A 22,443-nucleotide genomic window follows, 5' to 3' on the forward strand; every position below is an offset into this window, starting at 1 on the left:
CGTATAGATGAAATACATATATTTACCGACCAAATGCATTCAAAATGTTCCCAAAGATTTTGAATCTTGAACTAAAAGTAACCAAGTAAACCAATTAGTGTTATGGAATACCTACTCTTTACATTATGGATTAGCTTAATGATTTTAATGGTTGGCAAAATGATATTTGCCCACAGATCTCTACAAAAGACATTAGATCGCACAAAGAGCTCTATCTAAATCAATTTTCTTAGCAGTACTGGCAACAGTAGTAAATCTAGTATCAAGGCGGTTACTAGGGTTACACTAATGATAAGCCCAATAGTTACACTAGGTTGATGAATAGAAAATAGCATTACCATAAATCCGAAGAAAAGAATTATGGTCGTAATAACTAGTGCTCTACCTGTTTGTGCAAAAGTTTTTTCAAGAGCGGCTTCTTTATCCAGTCCTTGGCTAATACCTAATTTGTACTTTCCTAGAAAGTGAATGGTATCATCAACGGCAATACCAAATACAATGGCGAATACCACAGAGAGTGAAGCCTCAAGCGGAATTCCTAAAAACCCCAGCATACCACCAGCAAATAGTATGGGCAATACATTGGGTACAAGTGAAATAAGGAAGATTTTGACATCTCTAAAAACAAAGGCCATAATCACTCCAATTACTAACAATCCGTAAAGTAGGCCCTCTAAAAGGCTACTTCTAATATATTCAGAATTTTTGTCCAATAGAATACTTTTACCGGTGACCTTTATTGTAACAATAGAAGTATCTAATTTGGTTTTGGCAAAATGATCGATATCGTCGTAAACAATTTTAAGGTTATCCGTACCAATATCTTGTAATCTACCGTTTATACGGGCAATTGTTTCGTCCGCATTAACGAATTTTGCTAACTGCTTTCGAGCAAGTTTACGCGTATCTTTTTGATATTTTAAAAAGGTTTTTTCGTTGTTAGGTAATGCAAAATAGGCGGCGCTATTAAGGTTGTTCGCTTTATTAAAAATTTTATAAGGTAGATTGGACGATTGTACGTTACCTATACTTTCAAAGGTTTTTAAATAAACCAAAAGCTTTTCTATTTCTTGCGCTACTTTAAAATCTGTAACCTTATTGCCTTCAGTGCTCATTACCGCGATTTCCAATGGTCTAAATCCAGAAAAGTTACTTTGAAAGTAATCAAAGTCTTGGGCTATTTTACTTTTTGCAGGTAGTGTATTCTTTAATTCCTGATTGGTTTGTACCATGTAAATACCCAATATGCAAAGCGCTGTAAAAACAACTGTTCCTACTATAATAGACTTGGGATAGTTTTTAGTGAACGTGTTTACTTTTAAAAGATAGTTTACCCAGTTTTCAGAAATACTTCTGCGACCTATCAGTGATTTTTCCGGTAGAAAAATCAATAAGGAACCTGTTAAGAAAATAACGGTGATATAAGCTACTAGAACACCAATAGCTGCATTGATGCCAAATTCTTGAATACTTACCAATCTAGAAGAAAGTAATGTTACAAAACCTACTGCAGTGGTTATAGAAGTTAGTAAGGTGGTCATACCTACTTCTTTCAGAGAAGAGGTAATTGCTTTGTATCGTGGTATACCCGTTTGTAATTTTCTTATATAACTGTCCGTAAGGTGAATAACATCAGATGTACCTACAATGAGCATGAGCACCGGGTAGAAAGCGGCCATGGCATTCAATTCTTTGCCTAACCAGCCCAATAAGCCCATAAACAGTAACAGTGACATGGCAATGGAAAAAACCGATATAAGTACTACGGGCATGCTTCTGTACACCAATAGTAGAATTATAAAAACCAAAATAGAGGCTACAATGGTGGTGGTAAGCACTTCGCTCTTCTGCATTTCAACAATGGCTTCATAGAAAAAGGCTCTTCCTAAAATGTGGTAATCGGGTAAATTGTGCTCCTTTAATGACGTTCTAATACTATTTAAAAGAAGTTCAGATTGTTTATAATCTAGGTTATCTTCGGTCTCTAATGCTAAGACCAACGATTTTCGTTTTTCGTCTACAAGTACGTTTACAAAAAGGGAATCTTCTTTAATCTTATCCCAATCTTTTTGGTATTGAGAAGGGTCGTCAATATGTATAATCGGTAATGTTGTATAGCCAAATGAAGTTTTAAGCGGGTAGGAGAGTGTTACTAAAGAACTACTTTCCAGAACATGGGTAAAGTTCTTACTTTCTTCTGAAAATGCCTTAAAATTATTAAGAAACTCTTGTTGAAATACATTGGGGTCGTTTTTTACGGCAATAAGTAAAAAATTGTCGTCGGTTCCAAACTCTTCTACATAATCGTCATAAAAGGCTAAATCTGGATCTTCTTCTGGAAAGAACTGGCTAAAATCAAAAGAAAATCGGAGTTCTTCCAATTTAGAGGCAGCCAATACACCTAATAGGATAAATAATACAATGAAAAGCTTTTTAAGAAAGCCAAAGTTAACCTTCATAGAAAAATATAAATCTATTCTGGTACAAAGTTACCATTCTTCAAGATAATCTTGGTAAAAAGAATAAAATAAGAGCGATGAAGTTTTTATTAAACCTACATCGCTCTTACTACAGTATAATAACTATAGGTCAATAAAATTATCAAGGTATAAGGTCCAATCGTAATTGGTGTACTCTATATCAACACCTTTGGTAGAAGGTATAATCTCATTGGCTTTCAGTATTTTCTTAATACCGCTTTTACCGCCAAAATCCCCTCTAAACCAACTGAATAATGAGGTAACCTTGACTACATTAGTTTCGCTATTGTAGGTGCTGGTTTTCTCTAAAAGTCTTTTTGTGCCAATATTTAATTGCTCTTGTAAACGTTGCCATTTATATATAGCAACAGGCGGGCAATCTTTAGCGCCACAATTTAAGGCAAAGTGAACGTTAAAAACAGGCTTGTTGACTCTTAGCTTACGCTCAAATTTACCAGGAAACCATTTGCGGATATAACCTAAACCATATTCCCATTGAGATTTTCTAATGATGCCGTGTTCAATTTTAGCAAAAGATACCATCTCACCTGCAATCTTAATCTGCTCTAGTTTAAAAAAGGTACCACGATCATCATATAATTCAGGATTTTTTTCTAAAATGACTTGTATATAGGCATTGTAGATATTTAGCCAAAAAGCCAGGCGTTTATCATTGGTATCTAGTGCATTGTCTAATTCTGCAATAGAACTATTCGCTAAAATGTCTTGTAGGTCTTGTGTGTCTTTTTTGTCAATGATCCTTTTTAAGAAGGTTTCTGATAATTCATTAAAATCAGTATCAGAAGTAGTATCAACTTGTGCTTGCACATCTGTCTTGGCCATAAAAAGTATAGCCAGTATAGTTACAAGAAAAGAGATTTTTAATTTCATAATAATAGTTTAGGTTACCATATCTACGTAATGGTAGTTAAAAGGTTTGTGAAACCTTGGTCGTTTATTTATTCAATTGATTACGTTAACATTTTTATAAAAATGTAATGGGTTTTAAAACTATTATTCCCAACTTACGTAGGTAAGTCATGAATAGAAATATGAGTTAAATATCATAGTAATTTCTATATGCAAAGACTTGACCATTTATGATAAGTATAATAATACCGGCACATAACGAATTTAATAATTTACAACGGCTATTTAAGGTAGCCTGTTTTTTAGAACATGAAAAACTTATAGAAATTATTATTGCAGTATCTCCCGGTAATACTGATGATATTGAGTATTTAGATTGTAGCGAGAAAGTAAAATTATTGCGTTGTAAACAAAAAGGTAGGGCGGCTCAAATGAACGAAGCTTCTAAAATAGCGTTAGGTAATATATTTGTTTTTTTACATGCCGATGTAGTGCCACCTATTGGATTCATTGATGATATTTTAAATAGTTTACAGAATGGGTTTGATGCCGGGTTCTTTTCATACAAGTTTGATAAAGATGCATGGTACTTACGCATAAACGCAGCGTTTACTGCTAAAGACGGGTTATTTACCGGTGGTGGTGATCAATGTCTCTTTATAAAAAGAGAAGCCTTTAATCAATTAGGAAAGTTTGATGAAGAGCAAGTTCTAATGGAGGATTTTGAGTTTTTCCGTCGGATGAAAAAGGACAATATCCCTTATACAATCGTTAAAAATGACTTGATAGTTTCTGCTCGCAAATATGAGTCTAACTCTTATTTGCGTGTAAACCTTTCTAACTTTCTTTTGGTGGTACTTTTTAAATTTGGCTATCCAGGCAAGAAACTAAAAACGCTTCATAACAAATTGATACGTACCCCATATAATGGATGAGATTATAAACGGAATTCAACAAATTGGGATAGGAGTTCTCGATGTTAAAAATGTATTCAACTGGTATAGAAAGCACTTAAATTTTGATATTTTGTTATTTGAAGATGAGGCGGTTGCCGCCTTGATGACAAAATATACTAATGGTAATGCAGAGAAACGTGAAGCCTATTTATCATTGAACATGACCGGCGGCGGAGGATTGGAAATTTGGCAATTTAAGGATAGGGTGCCTCAACCGCCAAGCAAAAGCATTCAATTTGGGGATTTAGGTATTTATGCCATGAAAATTAGATGTAAAAATCTGAATGAAATGCATACATATTTAAATAGTGTTGCGGTTATGCATCTTTCGGATATCACCAAATCTAATGATACATATTTCTACTTTACCGATCCTTTTGGTAATAGGGTACAAATGGTTGAAGATCATTACATTTTTTGTAAAGAACCTTCAAGAAATGGGGGAGTACTAGGTGCCGTAATTGGCGTTAGTAATATAGAGACTTCAATCAAGTTTTATAGTACAATGCTAGGGTATACGGTGATAGCTTATGATAATGTTGAAACACTAGAAAAATATAATACCAGTGAAAAATATAGAAGGGTAATTCTCTCGCAAGAACGAACATCTGTTGGCGGGTTCGGAGACCTTCTAGGACCTACACAATTAGAACTAATTCAGGTTTTGGATAGAACTACCGTAAAGATATTTGAAAATAGATTGTGGGGAGATTTAGGGTATATTCATCTTTGCTTTGATGTTTCTGGTATGGGGTCAATTAGAGAAAAAGCAAAACAGCAAAACTATCCTTTTACGGTAGACAGCGCCAATAGTTTTGATATGGGCGATGCCGCAGGTCATTTTAGTTATATGGAAGATCCTGATGGTACCTTAATAGAATTGGTAGAAACACATAAAGTTCCTATACTTAAGTCCGTGGGATTGTACTTAAACCTTAAAAAAAGGAATCCGCATAAAACTTTACCAAAATGGTTGGTTAAAAGTTTAAGACTACACCGCGTAAAAAAAGATAAATAAGTTAGAACAATATCTGTTTTAACTTTTACCGGTATTTCTAATTAATCCTATTCCAGAGAAGAAAAATATAGCGCCTAATACACCAAAAACGATAAGCTGTTTTGTAGTACCAGTACTATTTCCAAATAATATAGCAGTATAAACAAGTCCGCCAATACCTAACAAGGTTAAAACGGTTCCAAAAAGTTTCTTTAAATCCATGGCGGAAAAATAATAAAAAAATTGGGCAGTTTTTTAAAACTGCCCAATTATACTTTAATTCTTTACGAAGCCAGTACTACACCAAGTGTATATAGTTGCTCTAATGTTGGTGATTCACTACCACCAGCAGGTTCTAAGGTAATACCGAATGCTTCAGATTCGTTCGGGTTGTTCAAAGCAAATACTTTATTTTCATCCGTAGCAAAATCTTCTAGCAGACCCATACTAGTAGGTGTTAGCGGTGATAGTTTAAGAGACCATACTTGGTAAACAAAACCATCTGGTGGTTCAGGTAATCCTTTGGCATCTATAAATACCTTTTGATCTTCCTTGTTCCAATACGCTTTCGCGTATGACGTAGGTGACACTTCTTGCCCGCCCAATGCAATCACACTAATGTTTTGGTCGCGCAACGTATTCAATAAATCTTGAGTCTGTTCCAAAGAGGAGTCCGTGTCTGCAATTTGTTGTTCTAAATCAATATTTTGCTTTTCAACGACTTCAATATCAGACTTTAAATCTTGATTCTGCTGATACATCCAGAAAAGCCCAACAGCCAATAGAACAGATGCCGCCCAACCAATGTATGATAAGAATGGCGAACTACGTTTTTCGTTAATATCTACAACTTTAACGTCACCATTAATTCTATTCATCAATGCATTAAACGAATAGTTATAACCTGGCGATGCTTTTTGCGACAACTCTAAAACAGCTGCTTCAATTGCTTCTATTTCTTTTTGAATTTGCGGATATTCTTTAGCATAGTTGGCAATTTCAAGATTTTCTTTTTCTGAAAGTGTACCAGCTATATAAAGCTCCAAAATCCCTGATGCTATGTATTTTTCTACATCCATACTATTTTACGGCCATATTTTCCCTTAATTGGGAAATGCAACTTCTATTTCTTGTTTTTACAGTACCGATCGGAATTTCCAATTCTTCGGCAGCATCTTTTTGAGTGTATCCTCTAAAGTATAACAGTTCAATGATCTGAACACATTTTTCCTTTAAATTTTTAACGAGGGTTCTTACTCCTTTGGTGTCTACGTTGGTAGTTTCTTCCTCTTGCTTGTTCTGTAAAATATTTACGAAGTAATCTGCACTAAGGTTCTTTTTTTCATTTTTATACGACCTACTGCGTATTTCATCGATAGCCGCATTACGTGCAATATTTAGGACCCATGTAAAAAATCGACCTTTAGAGGAATTATAGCTATGGCAATTGTTCCATATTTTAACAAATACATCTTGACAAATTTCTTGCGAACGTGCATCGTTCTTAACGATAGTGTTTATTACACCACATATATTATCGCTATACATGCCATATAGCTTTTCAAAAGCCGAGGGGTCTTTCTTTTTAAACTGATCAACCAACTGGTCTAGTTGCATAAGTAAATTTTAAAATCGGTTAAAAATAAAAAAAGCTGTTTCAAGAACAGCTTTTATTCATAACATTATTAACTCTATTCAATAATACCTGCACAACTAACACGTGCACCAGCGGCACCACTAGGCTGTGAAGTATAGTCATCCACACCTTGGTGAACAATTACACCTTTACCTAAAATATTCTTGTTTTCATCATCACAGCCAATACACCATTCTTCTGTTTCAAATTCAACTTTTGCATTACCATCTGCATCAGCGGTAAAGTTTCCAATATCCCCTTTGTGGTACCCTTCAGAGGCACCCCATTTACCATGTGGTTCATTGGTTGGGTTCCAATGCCCTCCCGCAGAAGATCCATCTGCTGCAGTACAATCCGCTGTTTGGTGAATATGAATAGCATGCTCGCCTTCAGACAAACCAGATAGCATAGCTACCATTTCTACCTCGTCATCATCTTGGGTAAATGTTACTTCACCCTTTACATTACTATCACTTTTAGGTTCAAGCATAAATTTCACAACAGTTTCGTCGTCATTCATTTCTGCCTTGGCTTCATCCATTAATTCTTCAACTTCTTCTTTGGCTTCAGAAGCCTCTTTTTTAACCTCTTTACAACTAAAGGCAACTAATAGTACCAATAGCGTTAATTCAATTTTAAATATTTTCATTTTGCTCATTTTTTATTTTGAGATGTTAAATTATTATATAAATCAATCACAGTCAAATGTTTACATGATATGAGCAATCCTTTTTTTCTTTAAAGGCAAAAAAAAAGGAGGAGCTCTTGGGCTCCTCCTTTTATAAAGTAAAAATTAATCTTTTTATTTTGTCAATAGCACCTCTGCTTTAACGGCAACCTCGCTCCATGTTTTACTAACACCATCTTTACCGGTATGTAAAATTTCACAAGCTTTGTTTATAGAAGCAACGGCATCCATAGCATTCCAGTTTGCTAAATCCATTGTACCTGTAAATGTAATTTTATCACCGTTCATTTCGTATGCAAGCGGAATGTTCTGTGTTTCTCCGTTCAAGGTAACATCAATAGAGCTTTTGTCTCCGTCAGCTTTAAAAACACCAGAGATCAATTCAGTATCCTTCAGTACGCCAAAGAAAAATTCCAATAATTTAGGGTCTCTTGTTCCCGTTGGGTCGTTAGTGAATAAGCTACTAACAGGTATACTAAACTCAGTTCCGTTTAAAGTTTCCATAGCAGTTGCACCGCTATTGGTTTTTGTAAAGTTTATCTTTTTGAACATTCCGCCAACAGGTACCTTATCTGTTGTCTTGTAAGCGGTAAAACTTACTTTTGTTGAATCTTGTACTAAGCTGAACATTTCAGTTGCTTCGCTTGTAGCTTCAACGCTTTTAGATTCTTCACTTTTCTTAGCGTCTTTACAACTTGCAAAAACAATTAAAAGTGCACTAGCGAATGTAAGTGCTATTTTTTTCATGATAATGTGTTTTAATTATAGTATAAATTTACTTCTTCTTTTTAAAAATGCCACGCAAATCAGTATTATAAAATAAGCCTACTTGAAAACGATCAAAATTAGTTTCACTAAAATGATTTTTTAAATACCCAAATTGCATACTTAAATCTTCGGTAACATTCACTCCCAACGCTGTGTATGCTCGGTTTTGACCAAAAGCATCGTCTTGTAGGTTAATGAAAATTTCATCATAAAAATTCAAGAAAAAAATATCGGTTAGGGGTAAGGTCATTTGAATTCTGTAGCGAGCTCGGTGTAACGTATTGCTGATACCAGTGGCATTGTTTTGAACAAAGCGCTGTTCTAAACGATAGCGATGCTCAAACTTAAATTCCCATACTTTGTTCTTAAGAATGAACTGCTCAAAAATACGGTGCTCTGAAATTGAATTATTTTCAAAAATGGCATCATCACCTAGAATATCAAATTCTCTAAAGGTAGGGTCGGTATCAATAAATCCGTAACCTAAAGTGGCAATTGCATTGGGGTTGATATGATAATTAACCCCGGTTCTCAATAACAATTGATTAAAATTACTCGCCATTTCGTAGTATCTAAACTGAGCTTCAGTATGTATACTCCACTTATCAGCTATTTTATTAGTGCCAAAATACATGAACCAACTACCAAAATCGTCTTCACCGGTAATTTCACTTTGTGCATTGGTTTGCGTAATTGTTGCTAATAATACCAGTAACGTAATAACTTTCTTCATTCTTAAATTTAAGGTGTAACTCTAGTTTTAGATTTATTTTCATCCGCCTCGATCGGGGTGGCTTTATCTTTCTTTAAATACAAATCTAAAAAATCTAATACCCTGCTGTATGCCTCTATTTGATTTTCTTTTTTGACAAAACCATGTCCTTCATCTTCAAACAGCACATATTCTACGGGAACTCCGTTCTTTTTTACACCTGCGACAATCTCATCAGATTCTACTTGTAGCACCCGTGGATCTTGTGAACCTTGTAAAACAATTAAGGGTTTGGTCACTTTATCAGTATGGAAAAGAGGTGATATTTCTTTTAAACGAACCGAGTCTGCACTATACGGGTCGCCAAGTTCTAAATAAAGAGCATCTTTAAAAGACTCCCACCATGGCGGTATACTCTTTAGTGTTCGTATCCAATTGGTAACGCCAAATAAATTTACCCCAACGGCAAATTCTTCTGGAGTATAGGTCAATGCGGCCATAGTCATATAACCACCGTAAGAACCACCAATAATTCCTATTTTATTGGCATCTATTTCTGGTTGTGCCGCAAGCCAGTTTTTGCCTTCTACGCAATCTTTTAAATCTTTGTCACCATGGTTTAAATCGTCCATTTGATAAAACGTTTTTCCATAACCACTGCTACCTCTATTATTTACTGCTAGTACGGCATAACCATGGTTGGTAAGGTATTGAATAAAAGAACTGAAATTTTGACGGCTTTGTCCGCCCGGTCCTCCGTGAACCCATACAAGTGCAGGTACTTTTGCATTGGCATTTGCTTGGTGCGGTTTGTAATAAATTGCAGGAATCTCTACTCCGTCAAAAGATTTGTAGCGAATAACTTCTGCAGCAACAAGATCCTCAGTTTTAATTTCAGGATTCAGTACATCTGTTAATTGCTTCTGCTCTTTAGTTTCTAAATTATAAACATATAAATTACTTGGCGTATGTGAGCCACCAGCATAAAAACGCATCCATTTTTCATCATTTGAAAAATCTACATTTGTTATTGCCATGGCATCAAAAGCCGGTAAATCAATGTTTTTCATAGTGGCAACATCCATTACCTCTATGGTATTTTTTGCATCTTCATTAATATAGGTAACCAAGTAGGTTCCGTTCTCGGTAAAATAGCTTCCTAAAATATCCCAGTCGCGTGAAATCACTTTATCGGTTTTACCCGTAGCAATATTATATTTCATCAAGTATGAAAACTCACTGCCTTCGTCTGTAGTGTAATAAAGTTCATCACCTGCAGGAGAAAAATCTTGACTGCTATTGGCACTTTGCGTTTTATTGATCTTGATTTTTTTCTTTGCAGAAAGGTCATACAGGAATAAGTCAGAATCATTTGTATTTAATGACTTTGTCAGGGTAAGGTATTTTTGATCTTTGCTAAGGTTGCCAATATCATACCCATCTTCATTCTTGTAAACAAGTTTTGGTGAATAGTTAAGAAAATCCATCTGATAGAGATCCATGTATCTAGAATCTCTTTTGTTAGACGTAAAAAAGAAACTTTGTTTGTCTTCTGCCCAACCCTTAAAACTAGCCCTTGCACCCTTTGTAGGAGTAAGGTCTGTATGGCTTCCATTAAGGTTACGTACGTAAATATGATAGATCTCATCGCCATTACCATCCATACTAAAAAGTATGCGCTCATCTCTAGGGAAATAAGAAATAGCAAAGATTGATGCACTGTCTGATTGCGTTATCGGTATTAACTCTCCGCCCTTTGTAGAAACGCTGTACATATTGTAAATGCCAGATCTATTGCTAGAGACCAATAATTTAGAATTATTATGATAAAAACTACCACCAGAAATAGCTTCATTGTCCATCATTTGTTTAATAGAGTATTGATCAGGAATTTTAGAGATTTCCATCTCTTTTTGCTCTTCCTTAGGTTCTTCCTTTTTTTCGGTACAACTCCAAATAAGAGCTATGGCAAAACAAGCGAGTAGTTTTTTCATAATAAATGGTTTTAAATGAGCATTCTTATATAGTACAAATTTTATTCTAAACTAAAAGATTCAACCTCTTTGAACGGAGAAAGTTCTAAGCTGTTCATGGAAGATTGATAGTCTTTCCAATCGGTAGAAAAGAAGGTGTTGGTCTTCTGTAACGCCGTCTCTAGCTCGTCTTTTGCAAATTGCATTAATTGCTTTTCCGTAGCGGTCATTCCTGCTTTTCTAGATCCTACGTAGCGTCTTGCAATTTGTAAACGTTGCATTACCGTCATTTCTTTACTACGCGTAATACCTTGTCTTTTGTCTACTTTACCAAGATATAGAGCGGTAACGGAATCTATTTGTTTAATGATATCTTTAGATGATTTTATCTGTTCCTTGTATTTTTTATCATCTTCCTTTTTCAAATCTTTCTGAAATTTTTCAGCAACCTCTTTGCTTTTTGCCAATTGCTGTACTGCATCTGCTGCCGTTTGCATGTAAGATTGTAAAACCTTGCCGTTTTCATATGCTTCATTGATTGCTACTGCAGAAACATCTAAACGAGGGTCTGAAGCTACCGTAATTGTCGTTTCTTCTTCCATTTCACCATAAAGCATTTTTATCGTGTAGGTACCGGGCTTAACATCAAGTCCGCCAGATTCCCTTTTCTTGGTAATTACTTTTCTAGAAGGTCTATCAGCTCCTTTTTCATCCATTCTCCAGTAGATTCTATGGAAACCGGCTTTTTCAGGAGTCTTGTATTTTAGGGTGCGAATTAACCTATCGCCATCATAAAAATCAAATTGAACAGAATCTTTCTTTTGCACGCCCGTTAACTTAACAGCATCGTCTTTTTTCTCAGTTTTTTCTTCGGATGCACCTTCTTTTTTATCCTTTTTGGATTTCTCTTTTTTCTTGGCTTTTTTACCTTCTTTTAAGTAATAGGTAATCATAGCGCCAGACTTTCTGTTCTCGCCTTGGTATAAACCATCAGCGCCAAAACGACTACCGGTTGGTTGTTGATAAGCTGCCTGATATGCAGTTGGTGGGGTAAATAGTTCAATTTCCTTGTTCAGGATGCTAGCGTCTGATGCCAGTGCACGTAGTGGGCGAATATCATCTAATACCCACGCAGCTCTACCAAATGTACCTATTACCAAATCATGCTCTCTTGGGTGAATAGCTAAATCTTTAGTAGAAACAGTAGGGAAACCTTCTGTCCATTTCTGCCATTTTTCACCGGCATTCAAAGAAATATATAAGCCGTCATCAGTCCCTAAAAATAGTAAATTAGGATTTTCAGGATCTTCAATAATAGATAAGGTATAGCTTTCTACATCTGTAGCATCAACGATTCTTGTCCAGCTTTTACCATAATCTTTAGTTCTATATGCATATGGTGTATAATTGAATCTTCTATAATCGTTGGCAATTAATAACGCTTCACCTTTATTACGTGTAGAAGCTTTTATTTGCGGAATCCAGCTTCCTTTAGGTAATCCTTTAATGTTTGCGGTAACATCTATCCAAGTTGCACCACCGTTTTGAGTGTAATGAACACGACCGTCATCCGAACCTGTCCATAGCATATCTTTTTCAACAGGTGATGGTTCAATGACTAATATAGTAGTGTGATTTTCAGCTCCGGTAGCATCCATAGATAAACCGCCGCTTTCGCTTTGCTTTTGCTTTTCTGGGTCATTGGTTGTTAAATCTGGAGAAATCACTTTCCATGTCAATGCCTTATCAGTACTCTTATGTACAAACTGACTACCAAAATATACGGTACTGTTATCGAAAGGATCTTGGCTAATTGCCGAGTTCCAGTTAAAACGAAGTTGAGTATCTGCATCTGGTGGAGTAGGGCGTACTATATAATTGTCACCCGTAACATGGTCAAAGCGTTGAACGTTACCTTGCTGACTCATAGTATAACCATATCTAGAATCTACAGGATCAGGAACAACATCAAAACCATCGCCAAAACTAATTTCTTGCCAGTAACTATTACGAATACCTTGAGCTTTCCAAACATATGCAGGACCTCTCCAGCTACCATTATCTTGCATACCACCGTATACATTATAAGGATATTCGTTATCTGTTGCAATGTGATAAAATTGCGCTACGGGTAGGTTACCTACAAAGCGCCACGTTTTTCCGCCATCTTTAGAAATATTCAGTCCGCCATCATTACCATCCATCATAAACTGTCCGTTTTCAGGGTGAATCCAGAAGGCATGGTGATCAGGGTGTACCCCGTTATCTGCACGGTATGCCGGCATTAGTTGCGTAAAGCTCTTACCACCATCTTGCGATACATTTACGTAGGTAAATACAGAGAATACCCTGTTTTCATTTTCAGGATCTACATAAATTTCAGAGTAGTAGAAAGGTCTGTTGCCGATATCACTTTTATCATTTACTTTTTTCCATTTAAAGCCGCCATCCTCAGATTTGTAAAGTGCATTCTTTTTAGCTTCAACCAAGGCATAAATAACATCAGGTTTTCCATGAGCTATAGCAACACCAATTCTACCCAAATCGCCAGCAGGTAATCCATCTTCCTCGCTTAATTTTTTCCAGTTTTTACCACCGTCGTGGGTAATGTATAAACCACTACCAGAACCGCCTGAGTTAAAGAACCAAGGCTCACGCTTGTGTTCCCACATGGCAGCAATTAGCTTGTTAGGGTTGGTAGGATCCATGATTAAATCGGCAACTCCTGTTTTATTGTTTACGAAAAGTACTTTCTCCCAAGTTTCGCCACCATCGGTTGTTTTAAATACGCCACGCTCAGGGTGTTCGCCCCACGGAGAACCAATAGCACCTACATAAACCGTATTAGGGTTCATTGGGTCTATTTTTATTCTATGGATGTGTCTTGTTTTTTCAAGACCCATAGATTTCCAGGTTTTACCGCCATCAAGAGATTTGTATACTCCGTAGCCACCGTTTAAGCTATTTCTAGGGTTACCTTCACCTGTACCTGCCCAAATCACGGACGGATTACTTTGTTGTATAGCAACGGCACCAATCGATGCAGTGACTTCATTATCAAAAATAGGTTCCCATTTTATACCACCAGAAGTAGATTTCCATAATCCGCCAGAAGCGGTACCTACATACATTATATCTGGGTTGGAATTTACGACATCAATACTGGTAACACGGCCACTCATACCACCGGGACCAATGTTACGTGGTTTAAGGTCTTGAGCCAATTCCATTTTGAAATCTTGTGCTGAAACGAAAACAGATGCAAAAAGCACCAACAAGGAGAGTAATCTTCTGGTCATTTTAGAGGTTTGTTAGTTAGGTTTCTAAAAATAGCTGAAAAGAAAGGGAAGTATTCTTAAAAGGATGTTAACAGTATGCGGTTTTAAAGAATCCGTAATTCTTTAACAGTTTTGCGGTTTAGTGCTCAGTAGTCAGTAGGCAGTATCAGTTCGCAGTAGCAGTGCTCAGTTTTCGGTTGGCAGCATCAGTTGGCAGTAGCAGTGCTCAGTTTTCAGTAGTCGGTATCAGTTCACAGTAGCAGTTTTTAGTAGATAATTACATAGTTGATTATGTTACTTAACTGTCAGTTCGAGTGGCTTTTTAGTTGTAGCGTATGGGAAACTAAAAAGTTGCCTGCCTACCGGCGGGCAGGTATCGAGAATCTTTGGAACATGCGATGGTTCTCGATAATAATTTCTTGTACCTCGAAGTTCACTCTAACTGACTAATAATGATTAAGGTCACTGAGCGTAGCCGAAGTGATAGTGTGTTCAGTAGGCAGTATCAGTTCGCAGTAACAGTGCTCAGTTTCCAGTAGACAGTATCAGTTGGCAATAGCAAAATCAGTTTTTATTAATAGTTGTACCATGCGATTCTCGTAAACCAAGGTCACTGAGCGTAGCCGAAGTGACCGAACAACGAACAACTAACAACTAACAACGAACAACCAACAACCAACACCCCATCAACGAACTTGAAATATCCCAAACAACTCATTGCCCTGTCTAGGCTTAATAGAGTTGTAACAAGGATCGAAAGTGATCGTTTTAAAATAGGGTGATAAATATTTGGTGTACAGATCTTTGTTTCCGCCAAATGGACGCTTTTCCATATCTCCCGTAAGTGGTATATTGAACCAAAGTCCTGCCAATTTACCATTCGGTTTTAACAGTTGAGCCATCTGTTTGGCATATGCATTTCTATTACTATCCGTTGGTGGAAAAGAACAAAAAAAGGTTTGTTCTAGAATTAAATCAAACTGACCTTTAAATTGAAAAAAATCGGCTTGGTGTATATGTTCTTCAGGAAAATCAGGAGTCCTCTTTTTAAATTCCTTTAGCGGAATTTCAGAGATATCAAGAATGTGAACATTTTTAAATCCTGCCTTCCAGAGGTACTCTGCTTCATATGCATTTCCGGCTCCCGGTATTAAAATTTTTATGGACTTATCTGCCAATTGGTCTACATATTCTTTTATGGGAGTAGAAGGGTAGCCAACGTCCCAACCTGTACTATTATTGTTATACCGTTCTGTCCAATAATGCTCTTCTTCTTTCAAGGTGATATAGTTTTTGCTAGCACAGTAAATTTAATTAGAATTAGCAATTTTCTACCATCTATGTAGAATAGAATACCATTGATCACAGATTTATTGCCGTAGAAAAATCAAATACCTATCTTTCAAAGCTACTAAGCACCAACTAAGTAAACGTATGAAATACTCATTATTGACCGCTTTGGCGGTATGCCTAACGTATGTCTCAACAGCACAAACAAATCCAAAATGGGCACGTTACCCAGCAATTTCTCCAGACGGTAATACCATTGCATTTACTTATAAAGGTAACCTGTTCACCGTGACTGTAGATGGTGGTGTGGCAAAACAATTGACCTATCATGCCGCACATGATTATGCGCCGGTTTGGAGTAAAAGTGGAGAAAAAATAGCCTTTGCATCTAACAGATATGGCAATTTTGATGTGTATATTATGGATGCTCAAGGTGGTGCCTCAACACGTTTAACGTTTCATAGTAATGATGAAAAACCATTTAGTTTCTCCGCGGACGATACAACCGTTCTTTTTGGTGCAAATCGTTTAGATATTGCAGAACATCGTCAATACCCCACAGGGTCACAACCAGAATTGTATAGTGTTCCCGTAAATGGCGGTAGGGTAGATCAAGTATTGACCGTACCGGTAGAGGATGTGCAAGTAAATGCTGATGGTACTAAAATGATATATCATGACAGAAAAGGATATGAGAACGAGTTTAGAAAGCATCATGCATCTGCCATTACAAGAGATATTTGGTCGTATGATCCATCCACCGGAAAGCATAAACAACTTACTAATTTTAAAGGAGAGGACCGTAATCCGGTATTTTCAAAAGACGGCAATGCTATTTACTATTTAAGCGAGCAAGAAGGCTCTTTCAATGTCTTTTCAATGTCATTGACGGGAGCACCAGAAATTGCGGCGCATACCAGTTTTAAGACACACCCGGTACGCTCTTTAAGTATAGGTAATAATACTTTGGCATTTGGTTACGATGGCGAAATTTATACGCTAAAAGCAGGTGAAGGCGCTAAGAAAGTAGATATTATAATTAGAACACAAGAAGACAGTAATGCTACATCATATGTATCTGTAAATGGGGGCGTTCAAGAGATGGATGTTGCGCCTAACGGTAAGGAAATTGCCTTTATAAGTAGGGGTGAGGTCTTTGTAACATCTGTAGATGGTTCGTTGACCAAGCGTATTACCAATACTCCAGAGCAAGAACGTTTTGTAAAGTTCATGCCCAACGGTAAATCTATAGCTTATTCTAGCGAACGTAACGGTAAATGGAGTGTTTTTAAGGCATCTAAAGTAAGACAGGAAGAGCCTTATTTCTTTGCATCTACCTTAATAAAAGAAGATACATTGGTGACCTCAAAAAAAGATATCTACTTGCCAGAGTTCTCGCCAGATAGTACATATGTTGCCTATATGGAAGGCAGAAGAACATTGAAGGTCAAGAATTTAAAAACAAAAAAAGTGACCACCATTTTAACGCCAGATGAAGTCATTCATATGCGAGACGGTGATCAATATTACCAGTGGAGTCCAGATAGTAAATGGCTGTTGGTTGATTGGAGTGTTTCGCTAAATAATACAGAATTGCTTTTAGTATCTAAAGACGGAAAGCAACGTAAAAATTTGACTCAAAGTGGGTATTATGATTTTTCTCCTAAATGGGTGAATGATGGTAGTCAGATCATCTATTTCTCAAATCGTGACGGACTTAAAAGTTATGCTACCAGTGGTTCTTTTGAAACCGATGTTTACAGCATGTTCTTAACTCAAGAATCTTGGGATAAATTCAATAATACCAAGGAAGAGTACGATTTATTAAAAATGATCGAAGAAGCTGCAAAAGAGAAAAAAGGCGATGCAGAATCTGATGATAAAAAGAAGAAAGGCAAAAAGGATAAAAAAGAGGAGACAGCGGTTAAAACGGTAAAGTTCAATTTAGAAGATGTAGACCGAAGAAAATCAAGACTTACCATACACTCTTCTAAACTATCTGATGCGGTATTATCGAAGGATGGTGAAAAGTTATACTATTTGACCAAGTTTGAAAAAAATTACAACCTATGGGAAACCGAAATACGCACCAAAAGCACAAAAATGTTGATTCCGTTAGGTGCGAAATCGGCAAGTTTACAGTGGGATGCCAAGAAGGAAAACCTATTTCTTTTATCTGACGGCAGTATTTCTAAAATAGATGTCAAAGTCGCTAAAACAGAACCGGTAAAATTAAATGCCGAAATGGTTTTAGATGCCGATGCAGAACGTAAGTTCATGTTTGATCATATTTGGTTGAAAACCAACGGAATATTTTATACATCTACCTTTCATGGTATTGACTGGAAAGCCATACGTACAGAATATGAAAAGTATTTACCTCATATTGGTAATGACTACGAGTTTTCTGAAATGATTTCAGAAATGCTGGGCGAGCTAAATGTGAGTCACGCTGGTGGTCGATTTTCAGATAATATAGATAATGGCGATCAAACAGCATCGCTAGGTGTATATATGGATTATAAACATACAGGTGACGGAATAAAAATTACCGAAGTCATCAAAGGTGGTCCATTAGATAAATCTGGATTTGATATAAAACCAGGAATGGTCATTCAAAAAATAAATGGAGAAACTATCGCAAAATCAACTGATATTGCTCGTTATTTAAACCGAATTGCGGGAGATTTTACCTTATTGGATATTGTAGATGAAAAAAGCAAGAAAAAACAGATTACGGTAAAACCAATATCACTTAGACAAGAAGGTAGATTGCTGTATGAGCGTTGGGTAAAGAACAATGAAAAAGAAGTTTTAGAAAAGAGTAACGGAACCTTGGGTTATGTCCACATACCAGGAATGAGCGACGGACCTTACCGTACCATTTATGAAGAAATGCTGGGGAAATTCAATGATAAAAAAGCGGTCATCGTAGATACCCGTTTTAATGGCGGTGGGGACTTGGTAGCAGATTTGGCAATGTTTTTTACCGGTGTACCATTTCTAACCTATGAAACAGAATCTAGGGTAGTAGGTGGCGAACCAACCTCTAGGTGGACGAAGCCAACCTTGGCAATGTTCAATGAATCTATGTACAGTGATGGATCTTGCTTTGCAAGTGGCTATGTAGATTTAAAGATTGGAAAAACCGTAGGTATGCCCGTACCGGGTACCTGTAGCTTTGCCGGTTGGGAGCGTTTACCAAATGGTGGCGTTTGGGGCGTTGTCCCTGTAAGTGCCAAAAACAAAGCAGGCGAGTGGATGGAAAACAACGAGACCAACCCAGAAATTATGGTTAAAAATCAACCAGATGTCATTGCAAAAGGCATTGATCAGCAATTAGAGAAATCTATAGAAGTGTTATTGAAAGAGGTGGAGTAGTGCTTTGCATTATTACTATTTTTAAACAAATTATATAAAAGGGCTAAATGTACCTTGGTACGTTTAGCGGATTGTTGTAAACCATTATGAAAAAAGCAATCTTATTTATACTTATTTCTTCCATTTCAATTTTGGCTCAGGGACAATCAACGAATTGTTCTGGCTTGAAAAGTGGAGTATTTAGGTCCGACACAAATGGACAAAGGATAATCGAAAGAAAAGCTGGAAAAGAAATTTTTACGTTCTCTGATTACGATTTAAAATTGGAATTTGACATTGAGTGGCTTAATAACTGCTCTTACAAAAGAAAACTTTCAAGGATTTTGAAGAATCCGAATAATGAAGAAGTGCACTATAGTCATAAATGGACAATAGTAAAGCTAATTGATGGAGACGACAGCGGATACATAGAAAGACTTCACAATGAGGCTTTCAATATTACTGTGGACTTAAAATGGACAAAAGAAAATTAAAATAACGGTTTACAACAAAGGCTAAAATTCATTGCTTACGGATTTCCTAATCGGAAATCACGGGCAAAAAGCTATCTTTAGGTTCGTCTGGATTGTCCTTCGGACGAATCACAGCAACGAACCTTAGCCCAACCGTTAGCTGCAATTACGAAAAAGTGAATAGAAAACATTGGACAGAACCGAATGGAGTTTTTATTGTCAATATTCCAGTTGATTGGCAATATAGAAATGCTGTGCTTAATAATATCGAAGAAAAATCACCTTACAGCTTTGAAGCCTATGATAATTCTATTGGCTGCTTCCAGCTAAGTTGTTATCCTTTATCAGAAAGAAGAATCAATCCAAATTTCCCAGTACAAAAAAGTAATTCAAAAGTTGAGTGGTTGGAATCTCGAATGGATGACTCCGAATATGATATGTATTTGTGGCATGCCCAGATTGAGGATCACCTTTGTATGGCGAAATGCATTTATTCAGGAACAGATCAAAATCATACAGCGGTTAAAGACCTCATAAAACAAAGTAGAGAATCGCTTGATACTTTTAGGCTAATCCCTCTTGAAGATCGAAATCATGCTATAAACTTAAATAAGTATGACAATTTCATAGGCTCTTTGGCAAGTTCATACGACTTGCGAGAAAGGGCTATGGAGTCAAAATCGTATATTGAAATAATCGCTGTTATATCAAACCAAATTGATGCATTTTTAAGGATGTCTATTCTTCTTAAGAAACAGTTATTAGAAAACAGTAATGAGATTGAAATCAAGTATTTATTCCAAGGAGATAATGAAAGGGGAATAATCGAGAGAAGAATATATAAAGAAGCTAAAGATCTTGAAATAGTGGATCAAGAAACATTTGATGAACTTAATGATCTGTATGACTTAAGAAACAGAGTTATTCATAGATATATTATAAGCCACTTAAAAACGGTTGACATAGCGGGTATTTCAGTTAAATACTTTTTTCTTTCCGAAAGGATTAACGCAGTACTAAAAGAAATTGAAGATAACCAAATTGAACAAGGTATAGGTATCTATGGTAATGGATATACTAAAGATTATGAGCCAACAAAGAATGACCAGAATATTGCGTTTTCAATGGCCAATGATAAACACTTGATGAAAGAATTTAAACGAAAAATTAAATAAAAAGCAGCTAACACTGTATATGAAATCATAGCCGCCTATCGGCAGGCTACACTTCAAATACTAAGGGTTGCCATTCATTATAAAAATACTGCGAACATTTGAATAATGCTAAAGAAGTTAAGTGAAATACCAGGAGTTTGGAGATTTATTGACAAAGCACCTAATGGTGCAATTTATTTTATAAGTCCAGAAAAGGAATTATGTCAATTCTCTGATTCTGAATTTAAAATTATTAAAAATGGTATTAAATGTGAGATAGCAGAACCTTGGTCAGGTGGATATGTAATTAATGAACAATTGTTTTTTAATACAAAAAATGTAAAACCATTACTTGATACCAATATTTATAAAAAACAGATAATTGATAATGATTCTCTTGTAGTTAAGAAAATTGACTTTGAAAAAGAAGAAATCATTTATGGAGTATTTAGAAAATCTCAAAGGAATATTGAATGGATAGAACTAGCTAATAAGAAACACATTCAATTGTTTGTAAATAATGATTGTATAATTTCCACTTCAGAAGATATGATTTATGGAGATACTTCGAATGGAGATAGCATTTGGAATCATTCTCTTTCCAACCTTTTAGATATTTATAATTCATCATTAACTAACAACTTTATCCTAATCAGAGACAAACTAATGATTCAAGTCTATGATGGAAAGCAAGGGAGCTTATTTATTATTGATTTGAATTCTGGTAAGATACATAAGGTTCTAGACGGATTTAGAAGATTTGTTTATCAAGATGGTGAAAACATCTTCACGACACGATTTGAAAATATATTGTGTAAGCTAAATATAGAATCCTTTGAGTTTGAAAACTGGGATGTAAATGAATTGATTAAAGGAAATGGTTTCAATAGTATACACGACCATAGAAGTTTATGTTTCCAAGATATGTTTTATTTTACCGAAACATTGGGGGATACGAAAGCAAAATTTGGAGTTTTAGATATTGTCAATAAAAAACTACTATTTAAATATGACTTCAGACCAGAAAATGGCGGTATTTCAACTATCCAAAAGGTCGGAAATACGATATATATATGTACTAAAGACAACACACTACATATCTTCGAAAATAACGAAATGGCAACAATGTATAAAAAAACATAATGCGGACTTCAGGGCATAACCGAAAGGTCTGTGTATATTTATTAAATCTTATGGATTTAACTCTAGAACAAAAAAAGAAAAAGCAAAACAATAAGCTTTAGCTTCGTGCGCAGACGGAAACCAAAAGTTTCCTTGCCTCCGCACTACGCTTAGCCGAACCGTTGTAAACAATTATATAAAACCTGATTTTAAGTATGTTCAATTTTTTTAAAAAGAAAATTCTTGTTCCTGAATTTGAGTTTATAAAATCATACCCTCATAAGGACAAATACTTTTCGCGGACAAAAAAATGGGATTGGCTGAATTCTGAACAGATTAACTTATTTGCAAGAGATGATGTGGGGAAAGTGAAAATGACGACAATGGATTATTGGTCGCAAGAGATGTTTCTAGATGCAGATGGACAAATAACTATTGAAGAATATTTAAATGTCCTTATAAAGCAGTTTCAGGATAGTAGAATGAAAATACCAACGGACTTGGATGAGTTTATGACTGAAACTCTATGGAGTTTAAAAACGGATTTAAACGCAATAGAATTTACGGACTCACCGACTGAAGTAAAATCGGAATATAAAATACCGATGACTCAAAAATAACTATTTACAACGATACCTAAACGTAATGCGGACTTTAGGGCAAAAAAGAAAGGTCTGTGTATATTT

General features: G+C 35.9%; 18 protein-coding genes. 7 read left to right on the plus strand and 11 right to left on the minus strand.

The window, feature by feature from the left end:
* Positions 1–215: 215 nt before the first annotated feature.
* Both PXD56_RS06535 and PXD56_RS06540 read right to left on the minus strand, forming a co-directional pair.
* Positions 216–2,459: an efflux RND transporter permease subunit gene (locus tag PXD56_RS06535; protein ID WP_276492535.1), complete on the minus strand. Its 2,244-nt coding sequence runs from the start codon at positions 2,457–2,459 to the stop codon at positions 216–218.
* A 123-nt stretch (positions 2,460–2,582) separates the two neighbouring features.
* The gene (locus PXD56_RS06540; protein ID WP_276492536.1) at positions 2,583–3,371 is read right to left on the minus strand and encodes a DUF547 domain-containing protein; all 789 of its coding nucleotides are present in this window, start codon (positions 3,369–3,371) and stop codon (positions 2,583–2,585) included.
* 209 nt (positions 3,372–3,580) lie between these two features.
* On the opposite strand from PXD56_RS06540, the gene PXD56_RS06545 reads away from it, so the two are divergent.
* Together PXD56_RS06545 and PXD56_RS06550 are read left to right on the plus strand one after the other, a co-directional pair.
* Positions 3,581–4,285 carry a glycosyltransferase gene (locus PXD56_RS06545; protein WP_276492537.1) on the plus strand — a complete coding sequence of 235 codons (705 nt, stop codon included), beginning with the start codon at positions 3,581–3,583 and terminating at the stop codon, positions 4,283–4,285.
* Positions 4,278–5,324 (plus strand): VOC family protein, encoded by a 1,047-nt coding sequence (locus tag PXD56_RS06550; protein WP_276492538.1) that lies wholly within the window; start codon positions 4,278–4,280, stop codon positions 5,322–5,324. Before PXD56_RS06545 ends, PXD56_RS06550 begins: the two co-directional genes overlap by 8 nt.
* 18 nt (positions 5,325–5,342) lie before the next feature.
* Here PXD56_RS06550 and PXD56_RS06555 read toward each other — a convergent pair whose 3' ends face one another.
* The 9 genes from PXD56_RS06555 to PXD56_RS06595 form a co-directional block, all read right to left on the minus strand.
* Positions 5,343–5,525: a hypothetical protein gene (locus PXD56_RS06555; RefSeq protein WP_276492539.1), complete on the minus strand. Its 183-nt coding sequence runs from the start codon at positions 5,523–5,525 to the stop codon at positions 5,343–5,345.
* Between the two features lie 62 nt (positions 5,526–5,587).
* Complete coding sequence (locus PXD56_RS06560; protein ID WP_276492540.1) at positions 5,588–6,382, minus strand: anti-sigma factor; 795 nt, start codon at positions 6,380–6,382, stop codon at positions 5,588–5,590.
* Position 6,383: 1 nt separating this feature from the next.
* Entirely contained in the window at positions 6,384–6,920 is a 537-nt protein-coding gene (locus PXD56_RS06565) for an RNA polymerase sigma factor (RefSeq protein WP_276492541.1), read from the minus strand.
* A 74-nt stretch (positions 6,921–6,994) separates the two neighbouring features.
* Positions 6,995–7,588, minus strand: coding sequence for a superoxide dismutase family protein (locus tag PXD56_RS06570; RefSeq protein ID WP_276492542.1), 594 nt, complete (start codon positions 7,586–7,588; stop codon positions 6,995–6,997).
* Between the two features lie 153 nt (positions 7,589–7,741).
* Complete coding sequence (locus PXD56_RS06575) at positions 7,742–8,374, minus strand: YceI family protein (protein ID WP_276492543.1); 633 nt, start codon at positions 8,372–8,374, stop codon at positions 7,742–7,744.
* A 28-nt stretch (positions 8,375–8,402) separates the two neighbouring features.
* A complete protein-coding gene (locus tag PXD56_RS06580) occupies positions 8,403–9,128 on the minus strand; it encodes a DUF2490 domain-containing protein (protein ID WP_276492544.1) in 726 nt (241 codons plus the stop codon).
* Positions 9,129–9,136: 8 nt separating this feature from the next.
* On the minus strand, positions 9,137–11,101 hold the full coding sequence (locus PXD56_RS06585; protein ID WP_276492545.1) for a S9 family peptidase: 1,965 nt from the start codon (positions 11,099–11,101) through the stop codon (positions 9,137–9,139).
* Between the two features lie 41 nt (positions 11,102–11,142).
* Complete coding sequence (locus PXD56_RS06590; RefSeq protein ID WP_276492546.1) at positions 11,143–14,379, minus strand: VPS10 domain-containing protein; 3,237 nt, start codon at positions 14,377–14,379, stop codon at positions 11,143–11,145.
* A 665-nt stretch (positions 14,380–15,044) separates the two neighbouring features.
* On the minus strand, positions 15,045–15,638 hold the full coding sequence (locus PXD56_RS06595; RefSeq protein WP_276492547.1) for a methyltransferase domain-containing protein: 594 nt from the start codon (positions 15,636–15,638) through the stop codon (positions 15,045–15,047).
* Between the two features lie 154 nt (positions 15,639–15,792).
* On the opposite strand from PXD56_RS06595, the gene PXD56_RS06600 reads away from it, so the two are divergent.
* The 5 genes from PXD56_RS06600 (at position 15,793) to PXD56_RS06620 (ending at position 22,377) form a co-directional block, all read left to right on the plus strand.
* Complete coding sequence (locus tag PXD56_RS06600) at positions 15,793–19,029, plus strand: S41 family peptidase (protein ID WP_276492548.1); 3,237 nt, start codon at positions 15,793–15,795, stop codon at positions 19,027–19,029.
* 86 nt (positions 19,030–19,115) lie between these two features.
* Positions 19,116–19,502: a hypothetical protein gene (locus PXD56_RS06605; RefSeq protein ID WP_276492549.1), complete on the plus strand. Its 387-nt coding sequence runs from the start codon at positions 19,116–19,118 to the stop codon at positions 19,500–19,502.
* A gap of 155 nt (positions 19,503–19,657) precedes the next feature.
* The gene (locus PXD56_RS06610; RefSeq protein ID WP_276492550.1) at positions 19,658–20,656 is read left to right on the plus strand and encodes a hypothetical protein; all 999 of its coding nucleotides are present in this window, start codon (positions 19,658–19,660) and stop codon (positions 20,654–20,656) included.
* Between the two features lie 105 nt (positions 20,657–20,761).
* The gene (locus PXD56_RS06615; protein WP_276492551.1) at positions 20,762–21,778 is read left to right on the plus strand and encodes a hypothetical protein; all 1,017 of its coding nucleotides are present in this window, start codon (positions 20,762–20,764) and stop codon (positions 21,776–21,778) included.
* Between the two features lie 194 nt (positions 21,779–21,972).
* Positions 21,973–22,377 (plus strand): hypothetical protein, encoded by a 405-nt coding sequence (locus PXD56_RS06620; protein ID WP_276492552.1) that lies wholly within the window; start codon positions 21,973–21,975, stop codon positions 22,375–22,377.
* Positions 22,378–22,443 lie beyond the last annotated feature (66 nt).

It is taken from the genome of Maribacter zhoushanensis (genome assembly GCF_029350975.1).
Classification (GTDB): domain Bacteria; phylum Bacteroidota; class Bacteroidia; order Flavobacteriales; family Flavobacteriaceae; genus Maribacter; species Maribacter zhoushanensis.

Bases quoted from the DNA above. Each gene is read 5' to 3' on its own strand.
- PXD56_RS06535 (WP_276492535.1), bottom strand. From the start codon at position 2,459: ATGAAGGTTAACTTTGGCTTTCTTAAAAAGCTTTTCATTGTATTATTT.
- PXD56_RS06550 (WP_276492538.1), top strand. From the start codon at position 4,278: ATGGATGAGATTATAAACGGAATTCAACAAATTGGGATAGGAGTTCTC.
- PXD56_RS06560 (WP_276492540.1), bottom strand. From the start codon at position 6,382: ATGGATGTAGAAAAATACATAGCATCAGGGATTTTGGAGCTTTATATA.
- PXD56_RS06585 (WP_276492545.1), bottom strand. From the start codon at position 11,101: ATGAAAAAACTACTCGCTTGTTTTGCCATAGCTCTTATTTGGAGTTGT.
- PXD56_RS06580 (WP_276492544.1), bottom strand. From the start codon at position 9,128: ATGAAGAAAGTTATTACGTTACTGGTATTATTAGCAACAATTACGCAA.
- PXD56_RS06545 (WP_276492537.1), top strand. From the start codon at position 3,581: ATGATAAGTATAATAATACCGGCACATAACGAATTTAATAATTTACAA.
- PXD56_RS06540 (WP_276492536.1), bottom strand. From the start codon at position 3,371: ATGAAATTAAAAATCTCTTTTCTTGTAACTATACTGGCTATACTTTTT.
- PXD56_RS06590 (WP_276492546.1), bottom strand. From the start codon at position 14,379: ATGACCAGAAGATTACTCTCCTTGTTGGTGCTTTTTGCATCTGTTTTC.
- PXD56_RS06605 (WP_276492549.1), top strand. From the start codon at position 19,116: ATGAAAAAAGCAATCTTATTTATACTTATTTCTTCCATTTCAATTTTG.
- PXD56_RS06620 (WP_276492552.1), top strand. From the start codon at position 21,973: ATGTTCAATTTTTTTAAAAAGAAAATTCTTGTTCCTGAATTTGAGTTT.
- PXD56_RS06555 (WP_276492539.1), bottom strand. From the start codon at position 5,525: ATGGATTTAAAGAAACTTTTTGGAACCGTTTTAACCTTGTTAGGTATT.
- PXD56_RS06575 (WP_276492543.1), bottom strand. From the start codon at position 8,374: ATGAAAAAAATAGCACTTACATTCGCTAGTGCACTTTTAATTGTTTTT.
- PXD56_RS06565 (WP_276492541.1), bottom strand. From the start codon at position 6,920: ATGCAACTAGACCAGTTGGTTGATCAGTTTAAAAAGAAAGACCCCTCG.
- PXD56_RS06615 (WP_276492551.1), top strand. From the start codon at position 20,762: ATGCTAAAGAAGTTAAGTGAAATACCAGGAGTTTGGAGATTTATTGAC.
- PXD56_RS06600 (WP_276492548.1), top strand. From the start codon at position 15,793: ATGAAATACTCATTATTGACCGCTTTGGCGGTATGCCTAACGTATGTC.
- PXD56_RS06570 (WP_276492542.1), bottom strand. From the start codon at position 7,588: ATGAAAATATTTAAAATTGAATTAACGCTATTGGTACTATTAGTTGCC.